This window comes from Cellulomonas wangsupingiae (genome assembly GCF_024508275.1).
In the GTDB taxonomy this organism is placed as follows: Bacteria; Actinomycetota; Actinomycetes; order Actinomycetales; family Cellulomonadaceae; genus Cellulomonas; species Cellulomonas wangsupingiae.
In genome coordinates, this window is the sequence record NZ_CP101989.1 from 3319535 (window position 1) to 3344800 (window position 25266).

The 25266-nt window shown below is 73.5% G+C and carries 21 protein-coding genes and 2 riboswitches; of the genes, 8 read left to right on the forward strand and 13 right to left on the reverse strand.

Going from position 1 to position 25266, the window contains the following annotated elements:
* Positions 1-4: 4 nt before the first annotated feature.
* Both NP075_RS15350 and thiD read right to left on the reverse strand, forming a co-directional pair.
* Complete coding sequence (locus NP075_RS15350) at positions 5-451, reverse strand: NUDIX hydrolase (RefSeq protein WP_227566562.1); 447 nt, start codon at positions 449-451, stop codon at positions 5-7.
* A gap of 5 nt (positions 452-456) precedes the next feature.
* Entirely contained in the window at positions 457-1248 is a 792-nt protein-coding gene (gene thiD, locus NP075_RS15355) for a bifunctional hydroxymethylpyrimidine kinase/phosphomethylpyrimidine kinase (protein WP_227566561.1), read from the reverse strand.
* Positions 1249-1531: 283 nt separating this feature from the next.
* Between thiD and NP075_RS15360 the strand changes: the two genes are divergently transcribed.
* On the forward strand, positions 1532-2395 hold the full coding sequence (locus NP075_RS15360) for an aldo/keto reductase (RefSeq protein ID WP_227566560.1): 864 nt from the start codon (positions 1532-1534) through the stop codon (positions 2393-2395).
* Positions 2396-2440: 45 nt separating this feature from the next.
* On the opposite strand, the gene NP075_RS15365 is transcribed toward NP075_RS15360, so the two are convergent.
* The 8 genes from NP075_RS15365 to NP075_RS15395 form a co-directional block, all read right to left on the reverse strand.
* Positions 2441-3031, reverse strand: a complete 591-nt coding sequence (locus NP075_RS15365; protein WP_227566559.1) for a hypothetical protein — start codon at positions 3029-3031, stop codon at positions 2441-2443.
* A 50-nt stretch (positions 3032-3081) separates the two neighbouring features.
* Positions 3082-3387: a hypothetical protein gene (locus tag NP075_RS15370; protein ID WP_256791182.1), complete on the reverse strand. Its 306-nt coding sequence runs from the start codon at positions 3385-3387 to the stop codon at positions 3082-3084.
* Between the two features lie 517 nt (positions 3388-3904).
* Positions 3905-4156, reverse strand: coding sequence for a hypothetical protein (locus tag NP075_RS15375; protein WP_227566557.1), 252 nt, complete (start codon positions 4154-4156; stop codon positions 3905-3907).
* Between the two features lie 31 nt (positions 4157-4187).
* Positions 4188-4481 (reverse strand): TreTu family toxin, encoded by a 294-nt coding sequence (locus tag NP075_RS19150; RefSeq protein ID WP_431355607.1) that lies wholly within the window; start codon positions 4479-4481, stop codon positions 4188-4190.
* Positions 4450-5298, reverse strand: coding sequence for a hypothetical protein (locus NP075_RS15380; protein WP_227566556.1), 849 nt, complete (start codon positions 5296-5298; stop codon positions 4450-4452). The genes NP075_RS19150 and NP075_RS15380 overlap by 32 nt, the downstream gene beginning before the upstream one ends.
* Complete coding sequence (locus NP075_RS15385; protein ID WP_227566555.1) at positions 5295-11435, reverse strand: toxin C-terminal domain-containing protein; 6141 nt, start codon at positions 11433-11435, stop codon at positions 5295-5297. The genes NP075_RS15380 and NP075_RS15385 overlap by 4 nt, the downstream gene beginning before the upstream one ends.
* Positions 11436-11892: 457 nt before the next feature.
* Positions 11893-13962: an acyl-CoA dehydrogenase family protein gene (locus NP075_RS15390; protein ID WP_227566554.1), complete on the reverse strand. Its 2070-nt coding sequence runs from the start codon at positions 13960-13962 to the stop codon at positions 11893-11895.
* The gene (locus NP075_RS15395) at positions 13959-14756 is read right to left on the reverse strand and encodes a TetR/AcrR family transcriptional regulator (protein ID WP_255630776.1); all 798 of its coding nucleotides are present in this window, start codon (positions 14754-14756) and stop codon (positions 13959-13961) included. Before NP075_RS15395 ends, NP075_RS15390 begins: the two co-directional genes overlap by 4 nt.
* A gap of 205 nt (positions 14757-14961) precedes the next feature.
* On the opposite strand from NP075_RS15395, the gene NP075_RS15400 reads away from it, so the two are divergent.
* The 4 genes from NP075_RS15400 to NP075_RS15415 all read left to right on the forward strand — a co-directional run bounded on the left by NP075_RS15400 (position 14962) and on the right by NP075_RS15415 (position 19550).
* Positions 14962-16320: an acetyl-CoA C-acetyltransferase gene (locus NP075_RS15400; protein ID WP_227566552.1), complete on the forward strand. Its 1359-nt coding sequence runs from the start codon at positions 14962-14964 to the stop codon at positions 16318-16320.
* Positions 16321-16470: 150 nt separating this feature from the next.
* A complete protein-coding gene (locus NP075_RS15405) occupies positions 16471-17862 on the forward strand; it encodes a 3-oxoacyl-ACP reductase (protein ID WP_227566220.1) in 1392 nt (463 codons plus the stop codon).
* Entirely contained in the window at positions 17859-18758 is a 900-nt protein-coding gene (locus tag NP075_RS15410) for a MaoC/PaaZ C-terminal domain-containing protein (RefSeq protein ID WP_227566218.1), read from the forward strand. Before NP075_RS15405 ends, NP075_RS15410 begins: the two co-directional genes overlap by 4 nt.
* A 186-nt stretch (positions 18759-18944) precedes the next feature.
* Complete coding sequence (locus tag NP075_RS15415) at positions 18945-19550, forward strand: pentapeptide repeat-containing protein (protein WP_227566216.1); 606 nt, start codon at positions 18945-18947, stop codon at positions 19548-19550.
* A gap of 6 nt (positions 19551-19556) precedes the next feature.
* Here the strand turns inward: NP075_RS15415 and NP075_RS19105 are convergent, their stop codons facing one another.
* Together NP075_RS19105 and NP075_RS15430 are read right to left on the reverse strand one after the other, a co-directional pair.
* Positions 19557-20639 carry a GNAT family N-acetyltransferase gene (locus NP075_RS19105; protein WP_308054151.1) on the reverse strand — a complete coding sequence of 361 codons (1083 nt, stop codon included), beginning with the start codon at positions 20637-20639 and terminating at the stop codon, positions 19557-19559.
* Between the two features lie 133 nt (positions 20640-20772).
* Complete coding sequence (locus NP075_RS15430) at positions 20773-22209, reverse strand: aminotransferase class V-fold PLP-dependent enzyme (protein ID WP_227566214.1); 1437 nt, start codon at positions 22207-22209, stop codon at positions 20773-20775.
* Positions 22210-22242: 33 nt separating this feature from the next.
* A riboswitch (SAM riboswitch) is annotated at positions 22243-22356 on the reverse strand.
* 248 nt (positions 22357-22604) lie between these two features.
* Between NP075_RS15430 and NP075_RS15435 the strand changes: the two genes are divergently transcribed.
* Entirely contained in the window at positions 22605-22793 is a 189-nt protein-coding gene (locus NP075_RS15435) for a PIN domain-containing protein (RefSeq protein ID WP_227566211.1), read from the forward strand.
* 27 nt (positions 22794-22820) lie between these two features.
* On the opposite strand, the gene NP075_RS15440 is transcribed toward NP075_RS15435, so the two are convergent.
* Positions 22821-23360 (reverse strand): GNAT family N-acetyltransferase, encoded by a 540-nt coding sequence (locus tag NP075_RS15440; protein ID WP_227566209.1) that lies wholly within the window; start codon positions 23358-23360, stop codon positions 22821-22823.
* 97 nt (positions 23361-23457) lie between these two features.
* Positions 23458-23555, forward strand: a riboswitch (SAM riboswitch).
* A gap of 4 nt (positions 23556-23559) precedes the next feature.
* On the opposite strand from NP075_RS15440, the gene NP075_RS15445 reads away from it, so the two are divergent.
* Positions 23560-24003, forward strand: a complete 444-nt coding sequence (locus NP075_RS15445) for a rhodanese-like domain-containing protein (RefSeq protein ID WP_227566208.1) — start codon at positions 23560-23562, stop codon at positions 24001-24003.
* A complete protein-coding gene (locus NP075_RS15450) occupies positions 24000-25262 on the forward strand; it encodes an O-succinylhomoserine sulfhydrylase (protein ID WP_227566206.1) in 1263 nt (420 codons plus the stop codon). Before NP075_RS15445 ends, NP075_RS15450 begins: the two co-directional genes overlap by 4 nt.
* Positions 25263-25266: the final 4 nt, after the last annotated feature.

Sequence of the window (25266 nt, forward strand, 5' to 3'; positions counted from 1 at the left end):
CCGGTCACTCCACGCCGGTCAGCGGCCACCAGTGACGGTCGCGCAGCACGCTGCCGGGGTCGCGCACGTCGCACCAGTCCCCCTCGCACAGCGGCCGCCCAGTGGCGCTCCACACCGTGAAGTGCGCGAGCGGCGTCGGCCAGGGGTAGCCCGCGCGCGGCACGGGCACGACGTTGCGCACGAACCCGACGGGCACGGGACGCGCACCGGGACCGAGGACGTCGCTCGCCAGCCGGGCAGCGGTCGCGCTGCCGTCGGGGTCGTCGGCGGGGACGGCGCGCGTGGGCAGGTCGAGGCGGCCGTCGTCACGCCGTGCGCAGAAGACGGCGTCGCCGTCGCGGACGAGCAGGCGGACGAGGCCGGCGGGCGCCGGTGCCACGGGCGACCGCACGACGTCGGCACGGCCGCCCGGGGGCAGCCAGGGCGCGTCGGGCGTCGACCGGACGAGCACGCGGCTCAGGCGCCCTGGCGGACGACCTCGAACGGGGCCCGCCCGGACACGCGGCCCTCGATGCCCGCCGTGACGAAGTCCTTGGCGCGCGCGACGGCCGCACCGACCTCGGCGCCCTTCGCGAGCTCCGCGGTGATGGCCGCGGCCAGGGTGCACCCGGCACCGGCGACGCGCTCACGCCCGACCTTCGGGGTGCGCAGCACCGTGACCTCGTCGCCGTCGACGAGCACGTCCACGGCGTCCTCGCCGGGCAGCTCGACCCCGCCCTTGGCGACGACGTAGCGCGGGCCGAGCTGCTGGATGCGCCGCGCCGCCTCGGTGAGCTGCTCGACCGTCTCGATGGTCTCCATGCCGGACAGCGCGCGGGTCTCGAAGAGATTCGGCGTGACGACCGTCGCGAGCGGGACGACGTGCTCGCGCAGCGCGTTGTCCGTGTCGAGCGCGGCACCGGGCTCCTGGCCCTTGCAGATCAGCACCGGGTCGAGCACGACGTGCCGCCACGGCTGCCGCCGCAGCCCCTCGGCGACGACCTCGATGGTCGCCGGCGTGCCGAGCATGCCGATCTTGACGACGTCGAGGTCGTACGCGGCCGTGGCCGCCTCCACCTGCTGGGCGATCACCTCGGGCGGGACAGGGAAGAAGCGGTGGCCCCAGTCGTTCGCGGGGTCGAACGACACGATGCACGTGACCGTCCCCAGACCGAACGCTCCCAGCTCCTGGAAGGTGCGCAGGTCGGCCTGGATGCCGGCGCCGCCGGTGGCTTCGGATCCGGCGATGACGTAGGCGAGGTCGACCACGTGAGGCTCCTGGGGGATCTGTGCGGCAGGTTCAGGACCAGCGTCGCACGTCGGCGGGCCCGGGTGGTCGGCGTCCCGGATCGCGGCACGGGTCGAGGGCGGGTCGGGCGCCCGGGTCGGGCGCGACGTCAGCGTCCGGCGGGCTCTCGACGATCCCGACGAGGCGCACGCGAGCGTCCTCGGCGTCGCCCGGGGTCCACGAGGTGCCCATGAGGCCACGCTACGCCGACGCGTCCGGGCGCGTCGGCGTGCGGGCCCGCGCCTGTTCGCGTCTCATGGGCGGATGAAGACACGACACATCGCCGACGTCCCCGTCAGCGCGATCGGCCTCGGCGGCATGCCCATGTCCATCGAGGGCCGCCCCGACCGCGAGCGCTCGCTCACCACGATCCACGCCGCGCTCGACGCGGGCGTCACGCTCATCGACACGGCGGACGCCTACCACCTGCACGCCGATGAGGTCGGCCACAACGAGGAGCTCGTCGCCGAGGCGCTGCGCACCTGGCACGGCGACGCCTCCGCCGTGCTCGTCGCCACCAAGGGCGGCCACCTGCGCCCGGGCGACGGGTCCTGGACGCTGAACGGCCGGCCCGAGTACCTGAAGCAGGCCGCCCAGGAGTCGGCCCGCCGGCTGGGTGTCGAGGCGATCGGGCTCTACCAGTTCCACCGTCCGGACCCGCAGGTGCCGTACGAGGAGTCGGTCGGCGCGCTCGCGGACCTGCTCGACGCCGGCACGATCCGCCTCGCCGGGATCTCCAACGCGAACCCGGGGCAGATCCGGCTCGCGCAGGAGGTGCTGGGAGGGCGCCTCGCGTCGGTGCAGAACCAGTACTCCCCGGCGTTCCGCTCGTCGCAGCCGGAGCTGGACCTGTGCGCCGAGCTCGGCATCGCCTTCCTGCCGTGGAGCCCGCTCGGCGGGATCGCCCGGGCCGGTGAGCTGGGCGACCGGTTCGCGCCGTTCGCCGAGGTCGCGCAGGCGCGCGGCGTCAGCCCGCAGCAGGTCGCGCTCGCGTGGGAGCTCGCGCAGGCCGACGTCGTCGTCCCGATCCCCGGCGCATCCCGGCCGGCGTCGATCCAGGACTCTGTCCTCGCGGTCGACCTCGAGCTGACCGCCGAGGAGCTCGACCGCCTCACCGGGACCGTCTGACGCACGTCCCGCCTGACGTACGTCGCGCCACGCGCGGGGGTCGCCTCACGGCGACCCCCGCGCGTACCCGTCCGGCCCCCGCGAGAGGGACGACTGCGGCAGCGCCGCCAGCACACGCTCGTCGGCAGCCCGGTCGTCCGTGGACGCCGGGACGAACCACGTGGAGGGACGCAGGACCCGCTGCGCCACCGCGCCACCCAGCGCACGGGATGACGGGAAGACCACCTCGACGCCGGCCGCTCCGTACTCGGCCTCGGTCCGCAGGGACGCCGCGACGAGCAGGCTCTGCGCCCAGCGCCACCGCGTGCGCGCGTCACCCTTCTGCCCCCTCGACCGGAGCGCGGCCGGGAACGCGAGCCCACCCGCGTACACCGTGATCTCCAGGGGGTGCCGCTCGTCCTCGTCGCGTGTCGACGCGACGGACAGCGAGACCGCACCGAACCGTGCGTGCCGCAGACCGACGGCGAGCACCCGGTGCTCCCTGACGAGGAGCGCGGCCGCGCCCCGGTACGAGATGGCGTCGCGCTCGACGTCCGTCACGGACCGGAAGGGCGAGGCGCTCCGTGTGACGACGACGTCACCGCTGAACGTGCACCCGGCACGCTCCAGCTCGTCCCAGCACCGGATCAGGGCCACGTCCCGGGGGACCCCTGGCAGGGCGAAGACGCTGAGATGTGGTGGCTCGATCACAGCGGGAACTCGTTCCGCCACGGCGACTCCAGGCACAGCGGTTCACCACCGCACGCACGGACCGCCTCGTCGACCTCGTCCACGTCGACGAGGCAGGGCACGGACGTCACGTGGTCGTCCTCACCGGAGCACTCCCCCGACCCGACGAACCGGCGCGGCACGTCGACCCGGGCGACGCGGACCCGACCGTCCGGGACGGGCAGGACCCAGATCCACGCGCACGTCTGCGGGTCCGGGTCCGCCAACCGCTGCGTGACGGGTTGCCGCAGACGTGTCAGCCGGTTGCGCACCCTCATGTCCACCCGGGTCACCTCTCCCCCGCGACGACGTACCGGGCGTGCTCGTCGCCGAGGCACCGGAGCACCTGCCGCGCCGCGCGACGACCACCTCGCTACCGCTCGTGGCAACGACGTAGTTGTGGTCGGTTTCGACCGTGAGGTTGTGGACCGTCGCGAGCACCGTGCCGTGCTCTACCGCCGCGATTGTGACTGGTGCGCCGTCGGGGTCGACCCGCAGGTCACCGGTCTCCAGCTCGCCGGCCGGCACCCACGTGCCGTCGGGCGTGCGCGACGAACGCCTCCGCCTCGGCCACCGCCTTCTTCGCCGCCGCACGCTGCGTCACGTACGGTCGCTCGCCGACCCGGTCGGCGGCTGCGCCACGTGTGCGGGTAGGGCTCCATCCCCCGTCAGGTCCGTCATCGCCGTCGGACGGTTCGACGCGTACGCGTACGACGACACCGCGGTCACCTGCCCGGACCCCACCACCGGGTCCACCGAGCCGAACCGACCCGTCCCGGTGTCGTGGTTCCGCGCCCGCAGTCAGACCTCGTCTTCTGACATCGTCATCGCGACACGCGTGAGCAGCTCTGCGACGTCATTGACGGTTCTCAGCTGCGCGAGAGAAACGGATGGGTCATCTGCGGATCCGATCCGTGCCGTAATCACCTCCGATTCACCAGATTCCCAGATGGTGACCGCGACGAGCCGCTCGGATGATATGAGCTCCAGAGTGATCGAATTCTTTAGCCGCCCGGACGTGGGACCTGTCTGTCGAATCTCGATCGAATGCATGTCTAGACGTTCTCTTTGCTCATCGCACCACTCAACGACAGCTTCGACAAGACCGCAGGGGGCTTTTTCCATTTCCGTCAGCCAGGTATCGAGATGTTCCGAAGGCGGCTGGACCAGGCTGCGCCCGCCCAGGGAGCCGCGCCTGAAGCGAGTCGGGGCCATAGATGATCGACGCCCCTTGGCTGTGCGGCCGCAGCACCGCTGTTGGCACTTCGTATTCCACGTAGATGTCTCCGGTGGTGCTGCACGATAGGCGTCGCCAGTTGCTGGAGTCGCCACCCTGTGGACGTCCGTCAGTCCGGCACGGGCCAGCGTCCCCGCACAACCCCGTCCGGGTCGGGCACGACAGCCACCCATCGCCATGTCTCGCGTTCGTCGACCCCGAAGCGCCACCCTTCCTTCTTGATGTCGTCGATGGAGTCGACGCCGAACGGGAAATCTTCGTGGAGAACCTCCACGCTTCCACTGAGATCACCCAGAGCGGTAAAAGGTCCGTCAAGGTGAAGGTGATCCAGCTCGAGTCGCGGATCGATCAGGACGCTCACCATCGACCGCGGCTGCACCAATAGGCCCACCCTGGGTGCCAGCTCGCCGTTGATGTCGAACCAGTGCGTCCCGAATTTCCCGTACGCCCATCTTTCTCGCAGCAACTTGACCTTGGCCGGGGCTTCTGCCACGGATGACCAAAACGCCTCGTCTGCAACTGTCTCGACCGATCGGAGCGGCCGTTCGGCCTCTCCTGGGAGCTCACGTAAGCGCACATCGAGACTGGGCCCTGTCGTTACACTCGCAGCCACGTCACGTTCCGTTGTGGTCAGGACGACGACGCCATCCCATGTGCACTCGATCTTCAACATGGATGAAACAAGGATGCAATATGGCCCACGCCCGGAGCACATCCGGACCACCCAGTCGATCCCCGCGCCGAGTGGAACAATCAGGCCGTTGCGAACATTCGCGAAGGTGCTCTCCACCGGTTCCCCTGCGAACAGTTCGGTGACTTCCAGTCCGTCCACGTGGATGACGGACGCGAATTCAGCGAGGAACCGTCGAAGGTCGCGCTCAAAGGCGGCCCAACCACTAGCTTCCGACAAGCCGAGCCCAACCTCCTCGTCGCTCGGAGCGACGGTGACCTCGATCAATTACCCACCCTTGTCAATCCTCTCAAGTTCCCGATGTCGTCAATGTCGACGTCAAATGTCCCATCTCGACCGGCCTTGGACGTGGTCTGGAAGGGATTCCTGTCGTCGGATCCCTTGAATATCCCGCCCTTATGCCCGTTTCGATCCCATGTGATGAACCTGGGCTGCCCCGCACCTGCCTTCTTGTTCTCCCACACGGCGGCTCCAGTCGCTGACCGCTGCTTCGTCTTTGTATACCCGAGGTGCGTCGCGATGTCATCGGCTTGCGACCTCGTCACCGGGTTCACGTTGCAGTGGTCCTGCGCCCGTCCCACGGCGCCGCGCATGTTCGGCTTCTCATTGTGGGTCACGACGTCGGTGCCGTCGGTGGTGACGACCGTGTAGGTGTGGTCGGTGTCGACCGTCAGGTTGTGGACCGTCGCGACGACCGTGTCGTGCTCGACCGCCCCGATCGTGACCGGAGTGCCGTCGGGGTCGACGAGCTGGTCCCCGACCTGCAGATCCTCAGCCGGCACCCACTCACCACCGGCGGTCAGGAACAGGTGACCGCCGGTCGCGGTGATCGTCTCGCCCGCCGGCGGCCCACCACCGCCTGATCCGACCAAGGTCAGCCCGACGAGGTCCTTCGCGCCGTGACCGGTGATCGTGGCGACCACCTGCCGGTGCGTGCGGGTCCCGTCCGCGGCCACCGCGACGACCGTGTCGCCCACGGCCACGTCGTCGATCGCCTTGACCGACCCGTCAGCCATCACCACACCGGTACCCGGCACGAACGAGTTCGTCTTGCAGGACTCGGGCCTCTTGTTGTCCGCCTGCTTCTTGGCCTGTGCGTTCGCCTGCTTCGCCGAATCGACCTCCCGCGACGTGCGAGACGCCACCGTGCGCGACTGGTTCGCCGCCGCCTTCGCCTGCTCCGCAGCCGTGTTCGCCTGCTTCAACGCCGCCGAGTCCGGCACGACCTTCGGATTCCACTTCGGGATGTCCGCCAACGCCTTGCTCGCGGCCCTGAGCTTGGAGTACCCCTCGACCAGACGCTTGCCCACACCGATCGCCTTGATCGCGACCTTCGCGGCCTTGAACATCTTTCCCCACGGCACCGCGTTCAACGCCGTCGAGATGCACGCCCCGACATCACCCTCACTGATGCACTTCTTCGCATCGGTGAACCCGATCAGGTCCAGCACCAGCCCGACGATCTCGTCACCGATCTGCGCGACGAACGCCTCAGCCTCGGCCACCGCCTTCTTCGCCGCCGCACGCTGCGTCACGTACGGATCGGTCGCCTCCGGCTGCGGCGCCCCGTTCAGGTGGTGCGGGCGCGGCTCCCTCCCCGTGGGGTCCGTCATCGCCGTCGGACGGTTCGACGCGTACGCGTACGACGACACCGCCGTCACCTGCCCCGAGCCCACCACCGGGTCCACCGAGTCGAACCGCCCCGTCCCGGTGTCGTAGTTGCGCGCCCGCAGGTGGTACCGACCCGACTGCGTGTCGTCCCGGTACCCACCGGTGAACTGCATCGGGTTGCCCGGCGCGTCCTCGGCCAGCTGCTGGCCACCGGCCTCCAGGTCGGTGCCGCGTGCTCCACCGAACGGGTCGTAGTCGTAGGACCACTGCGCCTCACCGCTCGCCGACACCACCGCCGACGTCCCGCCCAGCCAGTCCCGCACGTAGTGCGAGAACTGCTCCCCGCCCTCGGCCAGACCCAACGGTGAGCCGTCCGGCGCGTACAGGAACGAGGTCGTGCCCTCCCCGTCCGTTCCGGTCCGCGTCTCGGTCGCGATCGTCGGCAGCCCGCCGTTGACGTCCCACGCCCACGCCGTCGACCCGGTCGCGCCGGCCTCGTCCGTGCTCGTCGACGACAACCGCATCCCCGCCGCGTCGTACGCGTACGTCGTGGGCACCCCGTCCGACGTCGCCGAGGCGAGCGTGCGGTCCAGGTGGTACTCGTACGTCTCCTCACCGTCCGACGTCAGGTTGCCCTCGGCGTCGTAGGTGAACTCGCGCGTCCCGGCCTTCACGTCCGGGATCCCGGTGAGCGTCCCGGTCACGGTCGTCTGCTCCCGGGTGAGCTGGTCGCCCGCGTCGTACGTCGCCGTGGTCGTGGCCTTGCCCGTCGCCGTGGTGACCGCGTGCGACGTGCGGTTGCCGACCAGGTCGTAGCCGTAGTCGTACCGCTCGGCGGCCGGCGCCCCCGGTGCGCAGCTCTGGGCGCCGTAGCAGGCGGACGTCAGACGGTGCGCCTTGTCGTACGCGTACGACGTCGCCTCGACGACCTCCGGTCCGCCGGCGTTGCGCGTCTGCGTGATGAGCGTCGGGTTGCCGACCGCGTCGCGGACCACGTCGTGCGCCGAGACGACCTCGCCCCCTGCGCGGGTCGTCGCGACGCGCGTCATGCGCCCGGCGGCGTCGTACTCGCGCGCCTCCGTCAGCCCGGTGGACTCCGGGAACGTGATCGACGTGAGCTGGTCGGCCACGTCCCAGCCGAAGCCGTAGGTCGCCGAGCGACCCGCGCCCGCCGCCGTGAGCGACGTCAGCCGGTCCGCGACGTCGTACGACGCCGTGATCTTGGTGCCGTCCGGGTACGTCCGCTCGGTGAGGTTGTCCTGGTCGTCGTAGCCGTAGGTGAACTTCTCCACCGCGCCGCCGACGTCGGTGCGCGTCACCCCGGCCAGGCGGCCGGTCGTGTCGTACTCGTGCTCCCGCACGCCGCGCGGGTCGGCCATCGAGACGAGCCGGTTCTTGGCGTCGTACCCGAACGTGAAGAGCTCACCCTCGGTGCCGAGCTTGCGGCTCACGAGCCGGTCGAGCGTGTCGTACTGCATCGCGACGGTGCGCGCCTCGCGGTTCGGGTCGAGCCGCGGGTCGCCCTCGACGACGCGCGCCGTGACGAGCTGTGTGAGGTTCGAGTTCGCGTCGTACACGTACTCCCGGCGCCGTCCGATGGCGTCGGTCGACGCGACCGTGCGTCCGGCGCGGTCGTACTCGAGCTTCGTCTCGTGCCCCAGCGGGTCGCGACGGCCCTTGACCTGCCCGTTGGCGTCGTACGTGTACGTCAGCACCTGCTGGTCGCCCGTGGCGTCGGGGCCGCGGACGGTGAGCAGCCGGTCGGCCGCGTCGTAGCGGTACTGCACGACGGAGCCGGCGCCGTCGGTCGCGCTGGTCAGGCACCCGACCTCGTCGTAGGACGAGCGCGTGGTGTTGCCCAGCGGGTCCCGGACCTCGACGGGGTTGCCCGCCTGGTCGTAGGTGTACCGCGTGGTGAACGCGGCCGGGTCCGCACCCTCGAGGTGCCCGCGCGGCTCGGTGATGGCCACGGGTCGGCCGTCGTCGTCGTACTCCCAGGTGATGACGCCGCCCGAGGCGGTGACCTGACGCGTCGGGTTGCCGACCTGGTCGTACTCGATCCGCGCCGGGGACGCGACACCTGTGCCGCCGGTGCGGCGGTTGGCGTCGTCGTACGTCATGCCGAGCGTGCCGCCGTCCTCGTCCTTCATTCCGGTGACGTTCCCGGCGGCGTCGTACGACATCTGCGTCGTCGCGCCGAGCTCGTCGATCTGCTCGACCGGACGGCCCAGCTCGTCGAAGCGGGAGTCGACCTGCACCAGGCGGCCCTGCGCATCAGGACGCTCGGCGCGCACGAGGTTGCCGCGGAAGTCGTAGCGGAAGGTCGTCGTGTACGCGCTGCGGCGCTTCTCGACGTCGGCGTCCGACTCGCCCGACCGCTTCGCCGCGTTGCCCAGCGGCAGCCGCTCGGTGGCGACACGCCCCTGCCCGTCGTACGTCCACGTGGTGCGGTTGCCCTCGCCATCCGTGACGGACGCCGTGCGACCGGCCGCGGTGTACGTGTACTCGGTGACGTTGCCGATCGGGTCCTTCAGCGTCACCAGCCGCGACGCGTCGTCGTACGTGTAGCGGGAGGAGTTGGCGAGCTGGTCGGTGACCACGACGACGTTGCCGATCTCGTCGTACGTCGTCTTCACCGGCGCGTCCTTGCCCGGGTCGCGACGCTCGGTGAGCCGGTCCTGCGCGTCGTACGCGTAGCGGGTGCGGAACTGGTCCTTGTTCGCGCCCGCGACCGTGCCGCGCGGGTCGACGACCGACACCAGCCGGCCCGTCTGGTCGTACGTGAACTCGGTCCGCCGCCCCGTGGGCGTGACCTCCGCGGTGCGGTTGCCTGCCGCGTCGTACTCGTACCGCGTCACCTTGCCGCGCGGGTCGGTGCGCGTCTCGAGCAGGCCACGGGCCTCGTAGGTGTACTTGTACCCCTCCTCCTGCTCGGGGTCCTTCTGGCCGGTGATCCCGTTCTGCTCGTCGTAGGTGTAGGTCCACGTGTTGCCGCGGCCGTCCGTGTGCGTGCGCAGGTTGTTGCCCGCGTCGAACGCGTTGCGCTCCTTCCAGTCGAACGGCGCCGGCGCCTGACGCTCGACCGGGTTGCCGTTCGCGTCGTGCAACGCCCCGGACTGGTTGCCCTCCGGGTCGACGACGAGCGACTCGTTGAGCTTCTCGTCGTACCGGTACGTGACGGTGTCGCCGTTGCCGTTGCGCGACCACAGCAGGACGTTCTTGCGGTACCCGTCACGCGAGACGACGCCGTCGGGGTCGGTCGTCGTCGCGACCTCGGACGCCGCGTCCCACGCGAACGTCGTCACCGCCCCCGCGGCGTCGGTCTGGCGGACGACCCGCCCGTCGGCGTACTCGTTGGCCACGTCCCGCTTGCCGCGCGCGTCCTGCACGTGGTCGAGGCGTCCGGCGGAGTCGTAGTGGTACTGCCAGGTGTAGTTGCGGGCGTCCTGCACCTTGAGCAGGCGGCCGTCCTGGTAGTCGTACTGGACGCTGCGCCCGTCGGGCAGCGTGAGCTTGCTGATGGCGCGGACGTCCTGGCGCATCTCGACCCGCACGGCGCGGCCCGCGGCGTCCGTGATCGACGACAGCAGACCGTTCGACCCGTACGCGAGCGTGATGCCGTGGCCGCGGGCGTCGGTGACGGACAGCAGCCGACCCTCGGCGTCGAAGGTCAGGCGTCGCTGGTCCGGCGGGGTCAGCACCCAGCCGCCACCGGCCCGGTCGGTCAGCACGGCGCGCACGCCGGCCGGCCGCTGGTAGCCGTCGGCGGTGCGCTGGTACACGGCCTCGGAACCGTCCTCGGCGCGCACCCGCACGGCGTCCGCGCCGGCGTCCGGCGCGATCACGCGGGCGTCGTACGTCCACGTCCACCCGGCGCCGAACATGCCGGTCCCGGTGTTGGCCGACGAGTAGAAGCGCACGGCCTCGAACGGGATCCCGTAGGACGTCATCGTCAGGTCGCGCTCGGTGCGGTTGAACGCGCCCGTGCCCGTGTTGACGAGCGCCCCGCGCAGCTCCTGGCCGTCGACGGTGCGTCCCAGCACGTTGGCGCACGCGCACCCCGCGGCCTGCGCGGCCGGGAGCTCCGGCGGCGTGACGGTGGTCCGCGGGTTGGCGGGCTCCGACGGCGGCGAGTCGAGCGTCGTGCCGTCGTCGGCCACCAGGGAGACGGTGACCGTGTACTGGCGGGCGGGGTCGAGGGTCCAGCCGTCGGCGGCACCGAAGCTGCGGCAGAACTCGCGCGGCGCGCCGCAGCGGGACAGGTCCCCGCGGCCCAGGTCGGAGGAGACCTGCTGCGTCCCGGCCTCGACGTCCGTGACCGTGGCGCGCCACAGCGCCCACGACGTCGGGTCGCCGTCGGCGACGTCGGCGTCGAAGTACACGACGAGCGACGTGTCACCCAGCAGGTACCCGGGGCGCACGACGAGGTCCCGCGCGCCGCCGTCCGCCAGGACCTCGGCCGCGGTGGCCGCGAACGTCGGCGTCTGGCCGCTGAACGGCGAGACCACCGGGCGCGCGACGCCGGGCAGCAGGGGCGGGTGGACGGGCGCCTGCTCGGCCACGGGCACGGGCGGCGGCTCGACCGGCACGTCGGCGGGGTCGCCCTCGCGGACCGCGTTGCGCGGCAGCGGCCGCTGGACGGGCGCGGCGCCGTCCTGCGCGACGGGCGCCTCGGGAGCCGGGGCGGCCGCGGCGAGCGGCGGCGCGAGCACCACACCGGTGACGAGCACCGCCGGAGCGAGGACGATCGCGGTGAACGAGCGCAGGACGGACCTGCGTGGACGTGCGGACATGCCAACCCCCTGCGCACGCCGACATCTCCGTCACCGCGCCTCGCGACCACCCCCTGCGGCGGCCGAGCCGGTCCACACCCAAGGGGTCGGGCGCGAGCAGCCGCCAGGTGCTGCCCGCATCGCGAGACGACCACAGGTCGACGGCGTCGTCGCAGATCGGGCGGGCCGACGGGGTGTGGGAGGACGTCCCACGAGGTGACCCCGCCGCCGGACGCCCCGCGCGGCACTGTCGGGTTCGTCCACATCCGCACCTTGGATGAGACGATTCTCATCCCGGGCGGAGGCAGTGAGCCCGCATCTGCCCGGCCCACAGCCGTCGTTCAGCGGCCGTCCAGCCGCGCCCGCGGACTCACCCGGACCTCTCTCGCACCACGTACCTGAGGCGACGTCCGGGACCTCGCGCGGCCCGGTGTCGACCTACCGGCGGCGGGGTCACCGGACCACCGCCGCCGTGCGGTCACCGCGTGACGTGCTTCTCCGGGATCGGCGCGTCGCCGCTGGCCCGCTGCGCGCGGTAGTACGCCCGCGCCTCGTCCTGCCGCTCCCGCTCCTGGCCCGAGGCGATCGGCGCGCGCAGGTGCTCCGGCCCGTACCCGAACGCGTCGACCAGGTCCTGCGCGTGCGGCCGCAGCCGCACCAGGAGTCGCTCGATGTACGACGTCACGGTCCGCGCCCGCCCCGCCGACAGCCGGCCGTTGACCAGGTACCACGCGAGGTTGCGCTCGACGAGCGTGAGGCCGAACAGGTCGCGCACCCACGTCAGGACCTGCTTCGTCCCCGGGTCCTCGACGCGCTCGACCGCCCGCGTGAACGCCTCCCACTGCACGCGCTCGGCGTGGGCGCGGGCCGCCTCGATGAGCTCGTGCTGGTGGGCGTTGAACAGGTCCGCGGCCTTCTCGGGGCTCAGCTTGCGGGCCGGGGCGAGGGCCTGCGCGACCTGCGCGACCATCGTCTCCACGCGGTCCGTGAGCAGGTCGCGCTGCGTCTGGGTGTCCCGCAGCTGCCCGACCGACCGGCGCGCGTCGCCCAGGTCACCGAGGGTCTGGACCGCGCGGACCAGGGGCGTGCGGTGCAGGGCCGCGTCCGTGACGCGGTCGACGACGAACCGCGCGAGGTCGCCACGGTCCGCCTGCGTCACCTTCAGGGCCTTCGCGTAGTCACCGAGCAGCCGCTTGGCGACCAGCTGGTACAGCACGGTGTTGTCGCCCTCGAACGTCGCGTAGACGTCGAGGTCGGCGTGCAGCCCCGTCAGCCGGTTCTCGGCCATGTACCCGGCGCCGCCGCACGCCTCGCGGCACGTCTGCAGGGTGCGCAGCGCGTTCCACGACGACGTCGGCTTGAGCGCAGCCGCGAGCGTCTCGAGGTCCTCGCGGTTGCCCGGGGTGTCGCCGCGCCCGGAGAACACCTCGTCGAACGCGGCGAGGAGCTCGTCGTGCGCGAACGACGTCGCGTAGGCGTCGGCGACCAGCGGCAGCAGGCGGCGCTGGTGCTGCCCGTAGTCGAGCAGCACGACCTCGTCGCCGGTGCCACCGGCGAACTGCCGGCGCTGGTTGCCGTACGTCACGGCGATCGCGAGCGCCATCTTGCTGGCGTTCGCCGCCGCGCCGTCGAGCGAGACACGGCCCTGGACGAGCGTCCCGAGCATCGTGAAGAACCGCCGCCCGGGGCTGGCGATCGGCGAGGAGTAGGTGCCGTCCGGGGCGACGTCCCCGTACCGGTTGAGCAGGTTGGTCCGGGGCACGCGGACGTGCGTGAAGTGCAGGCGCCCGTTGTCGATGCCGTTGAGACCGCCCTTGACGCCGTCGTCCTCGCCGCCGATGCCGGGCAGGAACTCGCGCGACTGCGGGTCGCGGATCGGGACGTAGAACGCGTGCACGCCGTGGTTGACGCGCGGCCCGCCGGGGGCGGCCGTGATCAGTTGCGCGAACACCACCGCGGCGGTGCCGTGCACGGCCGCGTTGCCCAGGTAGTCCTTCCACGCCGCACGGAACGGCGTGTGGATCACGAACTCCTCGGTGTCCGGGTCGTACTGCGCGGTCGTGCCGATCGACGCGACGTCCGACCCGTGGCCCGCCTCGGTCATCGCGAAGGCGCCGGGCACCTGCAGGTGCATCGCGTCGGACAGGAACGTGTCGTGGTGGTGCTGCGTGCCCAGGTGCAGGATCGCCGACGCGAACAGGCCCCACTGCACGCCAGCCTTGATCTGCAGCGACGGGTCGGCGGCGACGAGCTCCTCGAACCGCGCGAGCGACCCGCCGTGGTCGTCCGCGCCCCCGAGGTGCGTCGGGAAGGACCGCAGCACGTCGTGCTCGGCCTCCAGGCGCCGCAGCTGCGTGAGGACGCGCTCGCGGTGCTCGGCGAGCGGCAGGCCCTCGATCTTCTGGAAGTCGGGGTCGGTGGCGATGGCGCGGGCCTCGCGGCGCAGCTGTGCGTACTGCCCCAGCAGCAGGTTCTCCAGCGCGGCCACGTCGACGCGCGGCGGTGCGGCGGCCGGGCGGGCGGCCGGGCGGTCGGTGGTGGTGGTCATCGCTGCTCCCTGGTGGTGTGCGCGGCGTCGTCGCCGGCCGTGGGCTGCTGGTCCGCCGGGTCGGCGGGGGTCCGGGGCGGGGTCGGGGCGGGGGTGGCGGTGCGGGGGTGCGTGCGCGCGAGCAGACCGACCGGCCCGGCCCACAGCCACGCGGCCACCTGTGCCGTGAGCGCCTCGCGGTCAGGGCTGCCCGGCTCGCCGCGGTGGGCGAGCCACCACTCCCCCGCGCCGCGCACGAAGCCGACGGCGCCGGCGGCCCAGGTCTCGGCCATCGCGGCGGACGCCGGGTCGGGCTCTGCCGGCGGCACGACGTGCTCGCGGTCCTCCGTGAGGCCGCGTGCGAACGGGGCCGCGACGAGGGCCGTCACGGAGTCCAGGAAGTGGCCGACCGGCCCGCCCGACTCCACCGACCCGTCGCGCGTGACGAACGCGTACACGTGCGGCGACGACTCGATCATCTCGAGGTACACCGCGACCATCGCGCGCACTCCGTCGCGCGGGGTGGGGGCGACGCGCAGCACGTCCTCGAGCGCGTCGCGGATCTGCAGGACGACCGCCTCCGCGACGGCGAGCTGCAGGCCCGTCTTGTCGGTGAAGTACCGGTAGACGATCGACTTCGACGTGCCGGCCGCGGCGGCGATCTCCTCCATGGAGACGTCCGGGCCGTGGTGGTGGACGGTGCGGCGGGCCACGCGCACGAGCTCGGCGCGACGGGCCTCGCGATGGTCCGCCCAGCGCGTCGAGCGGCCGTCGGCGTGGGCGTCGTCGTCGTCCGGCCGACCGGCGGGCGGCAGGCCGCCGGTGACGAGCCGGTCCGGCGCGTCGTCGCGGGGTGGCGTGGGGGAGGTCGTCGTCGACACCCCCGGAGTGACGGGGCTCACGCAACCGAAGGTATCAGGTACTGTGGGTTGCGGACATCATTCCGGGACCATCGTCCCTCCACGGAGGACACGAGGTCCGCTACGCCCGTCATCGACGTCGATGCGAGAGGGAGCCCACATGGCCACCAGCAAGGCGAGCACCTCCCCGTCCGACCCGCAGCCCACCCAGCCGCGCGCCGCGTACGTGCTCGGCGGCAACCGGATCCCCTTCGCCCGCGCGGGCGGCAAGTACGCCCAGGCGAGCAACCAGGACATGCTCACCGCCGCCCTCGACGGGCTCGTCGCCCGCTACGGCCTGCAGGGCGAGACGATCGGCGAGGTGGCCGCCGGTGCGGTCCTCAAGCACAGCCGCGACTTCAACCTCACCCGTGAGGCCGTGCTCGGCTCGGCGCTCGCGGCCACGACACCGGCGTACGACGTCCAGCAGGCGTGCGCGACCGGTCTGGAGACCGTGGTCTCCCTGTCCAACAAGATCCGGCTCGGTCAGCTCGAGTCGGCGATCGCCGGCGGGGTCGACACGACGTCCGACGCACCCATCGCCGTCAGCGACCGCCTGCGCCGCGTCCTGCTGGACCTCTCGCACGCGAAGACGCCGCAGCAGCGGCTCAAGGCCGTCGCGCGGCTGCGCCCCAAGGACCTGGCGCCCGCCACGCCCCGCACGTCCGAGCCGCGGACGCACCTGTCCATGGGTGAGCACCAGGCCCTGACCACCGCGCAGTGGGGCATCACCCGCGAGGCGCAGGACGAGGTCGCGCTGCGCAGCCACCAGCGTCTGGCCGCCGCGTACGACGCCGGCTTCTTCGACGACCTCGTCACGCCGTACCGCGGCCTGACGCGCGACGCCAACCTGCGCGCCGACACCTCGCTCGAGAAGCTCGCGAAGCTCAAGCCGACGTTCGGCCTCGGCCTGGACGCCCCGGCGACGATGACGGCCGGCAACTCCACGCCCCTGACCGACGGCGCGTCCACCGTGCTGCTCGGGTCCGCGCAGTGGGCCGCGGAGCACGACCTGACGCCGCTCGCCGCGGTCGTCGACGCCGAGGCCGGCGCCGTCGACTTCGTGCACGGCGTCGACGGGCTGCTCATGGCGCCGGTCTTCGCGGTCCCGCGTCTGCTGGCACGCCACGGCCTGCGCCTCGAGGACCTCCAGTACGTCGAGATCCACGAGGCGTTCGCCTCGACGGTGCTCACGACGCTCGCGGCCTGGGAGTCCGAGGAGTTCGGCCGTGAGCGCCTGGGCCTGCCCGGCGCGTTCGGGTCCGTCGACCCCGACCGCCTCAACGTGCACGGGTCGTCGCTGGCCGCCGGCCACCCGTTCGCCGCCACGGGCGGCCGCATCATCGCGACCATCGCCAAGGAGCTGCACGCCCGCCGCGCCACGCAGGTGGCCGCGGGCGACGACTCCCCCGTGCGTGCGCTGGTCTCGATCTGCGCCGCCGGCGGCCTCGGCCTCACGGCCCTCCTCGAAGCCGCCTGACGATCCGGGTCGCCCTCTCGCCACCCCCCCGCGCGAGAGGGCGACCCACCCCCTCCCCTCCCCTTCCCTTCCCCGCGAGAGTGCAATCCAGTCCACCCCTCCCGCGAGAGGGCGATCCAGCCCCGATCCGACGACGACGCAGGAGTCGTGATGACCGACCGCTACCTCGAGCTCGTCAACAGCGGGCTCACCCAGAAGCTGGCCAAGCAGCTCGGCCTGCCCCGCCCCGCCGTGCTGCGCCGCCACCGCCCCGGGCAGCCGCTGCTCGACGGTCCGGTGCTCGTCCTCGGCACCGGCGCCGACAGCGACGCTGTCGCCTCGCTGCTGTCGTCGCCCCCGGGCGGCGCGGCGCCGACGGGCGACTCCCCCGCCGTCCTCGACGGCTGGGACCTCGAGGTCCACCGGCACCCCGCCCCCGACGCGCGGTACGCCGCCGTCGTCCTCGTCCTGACGGGCGTCGAGCACCCCGACGACCTGACCGCGCCCGTCCTCGCGGCCGCCTCGACGCTGAAGAGCCTGCGGACCGGTGCGCGGGTCGTCACGATCTCGCGCCCCGCCCTCGACTCGGACGCGCCCGCCGTCGCCGCGGCGCGGCAGGGCGTCGACGGGTTCCTGCGGTCGCTGGCCAAGGAGCTGCGGGCCGGCGGGACGGGCAACGGCGTCGTCGTCGCCGAGCCCGTGCCCGTCACGGCACCGAGCGTCGTCGCGGCGCTGCGCTTCTTCCTCTCCACGCGCTCGGCGTTCGTCGACGGGCAGCTCCTCGAGGTCGACTCCGACGCCGGTGAGCTGCCGACGGACTGGGACGAGCCGCTGGCCGGGAAGGTCGCCGTCGTCACCGGCGCCGCCCGCGGGATCGGCGCCGCCATCGCCGACGTCCTCGCGCGTGACGGTGCGACCGTCGTCGCCGTCGACGTGCCCGCCGCCGGCGAGCAGCTCGCGCAGGTCGCCAACCGGGTCCGCGGCACCGCGCTGCAGCTCGACGTCACCGCGCCCGACGCGGGCGACCGCATCCTCGAGCACGCCAGGACCCGCCACGGCCGTCTCGACATCGTCGTCCACAACGCGGGGATCACCCGGGACAAGCTGCTCGCCAACATGAGCGACGACAAGTGGTCGTCCGTGCTGGCCGTCAACATCGCGTCCCAGCTGCGCATCAACGAGGCGCTCCTGACGTCCGGGGACTTCGTCGACGCACCGCGCATCGTGTCGCTCGCCTCGACGTCCGGCATCGCCGGCAACCGCGGGCAGACCAACTACGCGGCGTCCAAGGGCGGCGTCATCGGCATGGTCCGCGCCACGGCGCCGCTGCTCGTGCCCTTCGGCGGTACCGCGAACGCGGTGGCCCCGGGATTCATCGAGACCGAGATGACCGCGCGCATCCCGGCCGTCACGCGGCAGGTGGCACGCCGGCTCAACTCGCTGCAGCAGGGCGGCCAGCCCGTCGACGTCGCGGAGGCGATCGCGTTCCTGGCGTCCCCGGCCGCCGGGGGGATCGTCGGGCGCACCCTGCGGGTGTGCGGGCAGAACATGGTGGGCCGGTGACGTCGCCCGCGCCGGTGACCCGCGTCGCGCTCCCGCGCGTCCCGGCGCTCGGCGGGCTGTACGGGCGCGGGGCGCTGGCCTCCGCGCGGTTCGCCGTCCGCGGGGGCGCGCGGCCCGCGTCCGGCGCGCTGCCGGACGTCACGTACGCGGTGGACGACGTCCGCGCGGACGCCGACCACCTGACGGCCTACCAGCACCTGCTGCACGAGCCCGCGACGGACGCGCTGCCGGCCGGGTACGTGCACGTCCTGGCGTTCCCCGTGGCGATGGCACTCATGGTGCGGCCCGACTTCCCGCTGCCGCTCCTGGGCATGGTGCACCTGGCGAACCGCGTCGAGCAGCGTCGGCCGCTGACGCTGGGCGACACGTTCGCCGTCCGCGCGTGGGCACGCGACCTGCGCCCGCACCGGTCCGGCACGCAGGTCGACCTTGTCACCGAGGTCGCGTCGGACGGCGACGTCGCCTGGCAGGGCGTCTCGACGTACCTCGCCAAGGGCGTCCGCCTGCCCGACGCCCCGCGCGACGACTCGGAGCGCCCGTCCTTCGAGCCGCCCGTGCGCACCGGCCGCTGGGAGCTGCCCGCCGACGTGGGCCGGCGCTACGCCGCCGTGTCGGGCGACCGCAACCCCATCCACCTCTCGCCGGTGACCGCCCGGGCGCTGGGGTTCAAGCGCGCGATCGCGCACGGCATGTACACCGCGTCGCGCGCGCTCGCGGACGTCGGCGCCGCGCGCGGGGACGCCTTCACGTGGTCGGTGGAGTTCGCCGCCCCCGTCCTGCTGCCCGCGACGCCCGACGTCCGGGTCGCGCCCGACGCCGACGGGCACACGTTCACCGTCTGGCACCCGCGCAAGGCCCGCCTCCACCTCTCCGGCCAGGTCACCCCCCTCCCCTGACCCCACCCCGCCGTGAGAGTGCGATCCAGCACGCCCCCGCCGACTGGATTGCACTGTCACTCCCACATGGGGGCGCCGCTTCGCCCCCACTGGTGCCCACCTCGCCACCCCCACCGCGGTGGGCGTCGCGGTGGGCGTCGCGGTGGGCGTCACGGCGGTGTCGGCAGGGCGTGGGAGGCTCGGGGCGTGCTGAGCGCTGACGCCTACGACCTCGAGCCCGACGCCGACCTCGACGGCATGGCGTTCCGCGGTCTCGACCTGACGGGGCGGGACGCGTCGCGGGCGCGGTTCCTCGACTGCGAGGTCGAGGACTGCGACCTCGAGGGCGTCGTGCTCGACGGGGCGCGCGTCCTCGACACCACGTGGACCTCCGTGCGCGCGGGTGCGCTGCGGGCGCCGTCGTCGACGTGGCGCGACGCGACGCTCACGGACGTGCGCATCGGCGCGCTGACGGCGTTCGCCTCCACGTGGACGCGGGCGCGCATCGTCGGAGGCAAGATCGACTACCTCGACCTGCGCGAGTCGACCGTCGAGGAGCTGCGGCTCGAGGGCGTCACGCTGGGTGACCTCGACCTCAGCCACGCGAAGGTCCGCCGGCTCGTCGTCGTGGACTGCGACGTGCGTCGGCTCGACACGACGCAGGCGCGCCTGGCCGACTGCGACCTGCGAGGCGCGCGGCTGCGCGTCCTCGAGGGCGTCGGCGGCCTCGGCGGGGCGAAGGTCACGCGGGACCAGCTCCTGGACCTCGCGCCGCTGCTGGCCCGGCACGTGGGGCTCGTCGTCGACGACTGACGGTCCTCACCAGCCGGTGAGCGCGACGACCTCCGCGGCGACCTCGGCCGGCGTTCGGCCGTCCGTGGGGATCCGGTGCACGTCCGGGCCCACCTGCTCCGCCAGTCGCCCCGCGGCCGCGTCCGAGCGCGCGACGTGCGCGTCGTACGACGCGCCGTGCTCGCGCCGGCCCAGCCGCTCGCGCGCGGTGGCGTCCGAGGCGGTGAGCAGGACGGACGTCACGTGCGGGCGGTCCCCCAGAGCGGCCGCGAGCGCGTGCGCCTGCAGCACGCTCACGGTGTTGGTGTAGACCAGCCGCCGGTGGCCCAGGGCCCGGTAGCGCCGCCACACGTCGGCGAGGTTCGCCTCGGCGACGCCGTGCTCCCACGGTGCGGGGTGCGCGAGGTCCAGGGCGTCGCCCTCCACGACGGCGTGGGCCACGTCCCGGGCGACGAGCAGGTCGTGGACGGCGGACGCGACGGACGTCTTGCCGACCCCGGACCGGCCGCCGAGCAGCAGCACCGACGTGCGCTCGTCGACGACCTCCCGCGCGAGCCGCACCTCCAGGCCGGCGCGCACGTCCGGCCACTCGTCGGCGAGGACCGAGAAGTACAGGGAGTCCTGCCGCGTGCCGTCGGCGGCGACGCGGTGCCCGCGCAGGCGGCCCTCGGGCCGCGCGCCGAGCCTGGTGACCGCCGCGATCGACCGCGCGTTGCGTGCCTCCACGCGGTACGCGACGCGGGCGACCCCCCACGTCCCGAACGCGTGCGCCATGAGCAGCAGCTTGCACGCGGGGTTGACGTGCGTGCCCCACACGCGGGGGGCGTAGAAGGTGTGGCCGACCTCGAGGCGCCCCATCCGCAGGTCCACGTCGTAGAAGGACGTCGACCCGACGACGTCCCCGCCGACCACCACCGCGAACGCGTACCGGGCGGGCGTGGCCAGGGCCGCCTCGACGACGCCGACCATGTCGTCGACGCCGCGCGGCGTGGGTGAGGTCATCCCTGCCCACACCCGGTCGTCGACGCACCGCGCGAGCGCGTCCGCGTGCGCGGCCGCCAGCGGGACGAGGCGGACACCGTGACCCTCGAGCGTCAGATCGTGCTGCACGCGCCCATGCTCCCCGACCGAGCGGCGCGCGCGCCGCTCCTTTCCCGAGCGCGGTACTCGACCATCGAGCGCGGTACTCGTTTCCCCCGCGCTCGGCGGTCGAGTACCGCGCTCGGCGTGGGCAGGGCCCGGGTCAGTCGTCGAGGGCCGGGCCGCAGGCGGCGGCCGCCGTCGCCGCGAGGTGGTCGAGGCCCTGGACCTGCACGAGCGGGCGGGTGTCGTCGACGACGGACCAGCACCCGTCGACCACCTCGTACTCGGCCTGCGCGCCGCGGCGCAGCAGCGCGGCGAGCGCGTCGACGAGCCGGTCGACGTGCTCGCGCGTCGTCCCGACCCCCACCGACGCCCGGACGGCCCCGTGGGACGCCCCCAGGTGCGCGAGCAGCGGGTGCGCGCAGAACCGGCCGTCGCGCACGCCGATGCCGTGCTCGGCCGACAGGTACGCGGCGACCAGCCCGGGGTTGAGGTCCCCGACCGTGAACGTGACCACGCCGACGGGGTCCGGCGAGTCCGGCCAGATCCGTGCGACGTGGACGCCGTCGAGTCCCTCCAGGCCCGCGACGAGCCGTGCACGCAGCGCCTGCTCGTGCGCCTCGAGGGCGCCGGCGGGCAGGGCGGCGAGCGTGTCGCACGCCTGTGCGAGCGCGATGGCGCCGAGCACGTTGGGCGATCCGGCCTCGTGCCGCGCGGGCGCCGGCTGCCACACGGTGCGGTCCGTGCGCACGTCGCGCACCGCGCCTCCGCCGGCGAGGTACGGGGTGCCCGTGTCGAGCCAGTCCCGCCGGCCGACCAGTGCGCCCGCACCGAACGGCGCGTACGTCTTGTGCCCGGAGAACGCGACGTAGTCCACGTCCGTGTCCGCCAGCGAGAACCCGCGGTGGGGCACGAGCTGGGCACCGTCGACGGCGACGCGCGCCCCCGCCGCGTGGGCGAGCTCGACGACGCGGTCCAGCGGCAGCGCCTCGCCGGTGACGTTGGACGCCCCCGTCAGGGTCAGCAGCGCGTAGGGGCGCCGGGCGAGCTCGCCACGCAGCGCGTCGAGCGTGGCGGCGACCGTCGGCTCGAGCGGCAGGATCGTCGCGGTCCGTCCCGTCCCGGTGTGCGCGCCACCGCTGTGCTGGACCCACGGCAGCAGGTTCGCGTGGTGCTCGACGTCGAGGACGAGCACGGCCCCGCCCGGCGGGACGACGCCGGCGAGCAGGTTGAGCGAGTCGGTGGTGTTGCGGGTGATGACGGCGACGTCGTCCTCACGGGCGCCGACGAACGCGGCGATCGCCTGCCGGGACGCCTCGTACAGGGCGGTCGACACCTGGGACAGGTACCCCGCACCGCGGTGCACCGACGCGTACAGGGGCAGCACCTCGGCGACGCGGGCGTTCACCGACTCCAGGGCCGGCGCGCTCGCCGCGCAGTCGAGGTTCGCGTAGGCGCGGCTGGTCCCGTCGACGAGCGGCACGGTCGTGGACGCGCCGACGACGGGCAGCAGGGGCGCGTCGCCGGCGCGGGCGGCCGCCGTCCGGGTGCCCGACACCTCGTCGACACAGGCGAACAGCTCGGTGATCGTGGTCATGGTGCTCCTCCGGACGGATCCGGGGACCGGCAGCCCCCGCGCTTGCCGGCACCGAACGGTGCACGGCCAGGTCGTCACCCGGGGCACCCCACCGCGGAGGAGGGTTGCCGGCCAGCGAGCCGGGGCTTGTCGCTGGCGCTCATGACCTGCGTCGAGGATCCCGGCGGCGCCGCTCGCGTGTCAACGCCGACACGCCCTGGTGCTCAGGATGCGAGACGACGCGTCTCGCCATCTGTCCCGACGTCGCCCCCTCTGGGGCTCACCGACGCGGTGCTCGGTGGCACCGTCCGCGTCCTGACCCACCCCCGCGTGTTCGCCCGGCCCACCCCCCTGCCCACGGCCCTGGACCTGGTCGAGCACCTGCGGTCGCACGGTCGCACCCCGGCGTCGTCCGGGTGGCACCCGGACCACGCCACTGGGAGGTCGTCGTGGAGCTGTGCCGCGCCGCCGACGCACGCGGCAACCTCGTCGCGGACGCCCAGCACGCCGCGGTCGCGATCGAGCACGGCGCGACCTGGGTCTCGCAGGACCGGGACTTCGCGCGCTTCCCCGGGCTGCGCTGGCAGGTCGCGGTCGACGCGTGAGCCTCCCGCCCTCTCCCAGGAGGGCCGTCAGGCCGGGCGGGGCTGCGTGAGCCGGTGCAGCATCACCACGCTGCGGTACGTCTTGCCCGGCCACTGGACGGTGTCCGCGTCGACGAACCCCCACCGCCGGTACATCGCTCGCAGCGGCGTCGCGGGCTCGGCCGTGTCCAGCCCCACGGACCGCATGCCACGCTCCAGCGACCACGCACGCACGGTCCCCCACAGGAACGTCGCCAGCCCTCGCCCGCGCAGGTCGGGCCGCACCGCGAGCTGGTTGACCCACACCCGGTCCGGCTCGAGCGCGAGCGCGGTGAGCGCGCGGATCCCCCGCCCCGGCGGGCTCGTGGCGGTGATCGTGCCCACGAGCTCCCCCGCGGGGTCGACCAGCACCCACGACGCACCCACGCCCAGGCTGCGGCTCGCCGTGGTCACCTCGTCCTGCGTGGCACCCGTGAAGTTGAGCCCGCGCGCGGCCAGCTCGGCGTAGGCGTCGTGGAGCAGGAGCGTCAGCGCCGGCACGTCGTCGGGGGTCACGGGTCGCAGCACCAGACCGTCGGGGGCGTCCATCGCGTCCCACCCTGGCACGCCCCGGCGGCGCGCGCGGGCACGGGCACGCGCCGTGAGACGCCCTGCCGGCGCCCCGCACGGTGGCGTAGCATCGCGGCGACCATCCAGAGCGGCCGAGAGATCTGGCTCGACGACGCCGCAGCAACCCGCACGGGAGACCGTGGTCGAGGGTGCTACCGCCAGAGACGATGGGAGGACCATGAGCGTGCCACCGCGTCCCGCCCCCGGCTACGCCGGGGACATCACCCCCACCGAGGCGTGGGACCTGCTGACGGACCGGGAGGACGCCGTCCTGGTCGACGTCCGCACCGACGCCGAGTGGCGCTACGTCGGGGTGCCGGACCTGCGGGGCCTGGGCCGCCAGGCCGCCCTCGTCGAGTGGGTCTCCTACCCCTCCGGCCGGCCGAACCCGCGCTTCCTCGAGCAGCTCGCCGCCACCGGCGTGACGCCGGGCGACGACCGCCCGGTGGTGTTCCTCTGCCGCTCCGGGCAGCGCTCGATCGGCGCCGCGCAGGCCGCGACCGCCGCGGGGTACGGCCCCGCCTACAACGTCCTCGAGGGGTTCGAGGGCGCCACGGGTCCCGACGGGCACCGCGGGCACGAGGGCTGGCGCGCCGCAGGCCTGCCGTGGGTCCAGCCGTGAACGCCGGCCACCTGCCGCCCGGCCCGGGCGACTGGGACGACCACCGCCTCGACCGCGGCACGCTGCGCCCCGACACCCTGGCGGTGCGCGGCGGTCTCGTGCGCAGCGAGTTCGGTGAGACGTCCGAGGCCGTCTTCCTCACCCAGGGGTACGCGTACGCGTCGGCGGCGCAGGCCGAGGCGGGCTTCGCCGGCGAGGTCGACCGGTTCCTCTACTCGCGCTACGGCAACCCCACGGTCACGACCTTCGAGGAGCGCCTGCGCCTGCTCGAGGGGGCCGAGGCCTGCTACGCCACGGCGACGGGCATGTCCGCGGTGTTCACGTCGCTCGCCGCCCTCGTGCGCTCCGGGTCGCGCATCGTCGCGGCGCGGGCGCTGTTCGGCTCCACCGTCGTCATCCTCGACGAGATCCTCGCCAAGTGGGGTGTGCGCACGGACTACGTCGACGGGCACGTCCCGGAGCAGTGGGAGCAGGCGCTGGCGACGCCCGCGGACGTCGTGTTCTTCGAGACCCCGTCGAACCCGATGCAGGACCTCGTCGACATCGCGGCGGTGAGCCGACTGGCCCACGCGGCCGGCGCCACCGTCGTCGTCGACAACGTGTTCGCCACCCCGGTCTTCTCGCGCCCGCTGGAGCACGGCGCCGACGTGGTCGTCTACTCGGCCACCAAGCACATCGACGGGCAGGGACGCGTGCTGGGAGGCGCCATCCTCGGGTCGACGGACTTCGTGCGCGGGCCCGTGCAGACGATGCTGCGCAACACCGGCCCGTCGCTGTCGCCGTTCAACGCGTGGGTGCTGCTCAAGGGCCTGGAGACGCTGAGCCTGCGGGTGCGGCACCAGGCCGCCTCCGCCCTGACCCTCGCCCGGTGGCTCGAGGAGCAGCCCGGCGTGGCCCGCGTGCGCCACCCGTTCCTCGCGTCGCACCCGCAGCACGAGCTCGCGCGCGCCCAGCAGACGGGCGGCGGCACGGTCGTGACGTTCGACCTGGCCGTCCCCGACGGCGCCGCCCCCGACGTCGCGAAGAAGGCGACGTTCGGGGTGCTCGACGCGCTGCGGGTCGTGGACATCTCCAACAACCTGGGCGACGCCAAGTCGATCGTCACCCACCCGGCGACGACGACGCACCGGCGGCTCGGGGCCGCCGGGCGCGCGGCCGTCGGCATCGGTGAGGCGACGGTGCGCCTGTCCGTCGGGCTCGAGGACGTCGAGGACCTGCGCGACGACCTGGCGCGCGCGCTGGGCACGCTGAGCGTCTGACGCC

What these genes read in the sequence shown, in the direction of transcription:
- NP075_RS15360 (WP_227566560.1), top strand. Translation starts at nt 1,532, where the DNA reads ATGAAGACACGACACATCGCCGACGTCCCCGTCAGCGCGATCGGCCTC.
- NP075_RS15375 (WP_227566557.1), bottom strand. Translation starts at nt 4,156, where the DNA reads ATGCATTCGATCGAGATTCGACAGACAGGTCCCACGTCCGGGCGGCTA.
- NP075_RS15385 (WP_227566555.1), bottom strand. Translation starts at nt 11,435, where the DNA reads ATGTCCGCACGTCCACGCAGGTCCGTCCTGCGCTCGTTCACCGCGATC.
- NP075_RS15390 (WP_227566554.1), bottom strand. Translation starts at nt 13,962, where the DNA reads ATGACCACCACCACCGACCGCCCGGCCGCCCGCCCGGCCGCCGCACCG.
- NP075_RS15400 (WP_227566552.1), top strand. Translation starts at nt 14,962, where the DNA reads ATGGCCACCAGCAAGGCGAGCACCTCCCCGTCCGACCCGCAGCCCACC.
- NP075_RS15405 (WP_227566220.1), top strand. Translation starts at nt 16,471, where the DNA reads ATGACCGACCGCTACCTCGAGCTCGTCAACAGCGGGCTCACCCAGAAG.
- NP075_RS15430 (WP_227566214.1), bottom strand. Translation starts at nt 22,209, where the DNA reads ATGACCACGATCACCGAGCTGTTCGCCTGTGTCGACGAGGTGTCGGGC.
- NP075_RS15440 (WP_227566209.1), bottom strand. Translation starts at nt 23,360, where the DNA reads ATGGACGCCCCCGACGGTCTGGTGCTGCGACCCGTGACCCCCGACGAC.
- NP075_RS15445 (WP_227566208.1), top strand. Translation starts at nt 23,560, where the DNA reads ATGAGCGTGCCACCGCGTCCCGCCCCCGGCTACGCCGGGGACATCACC.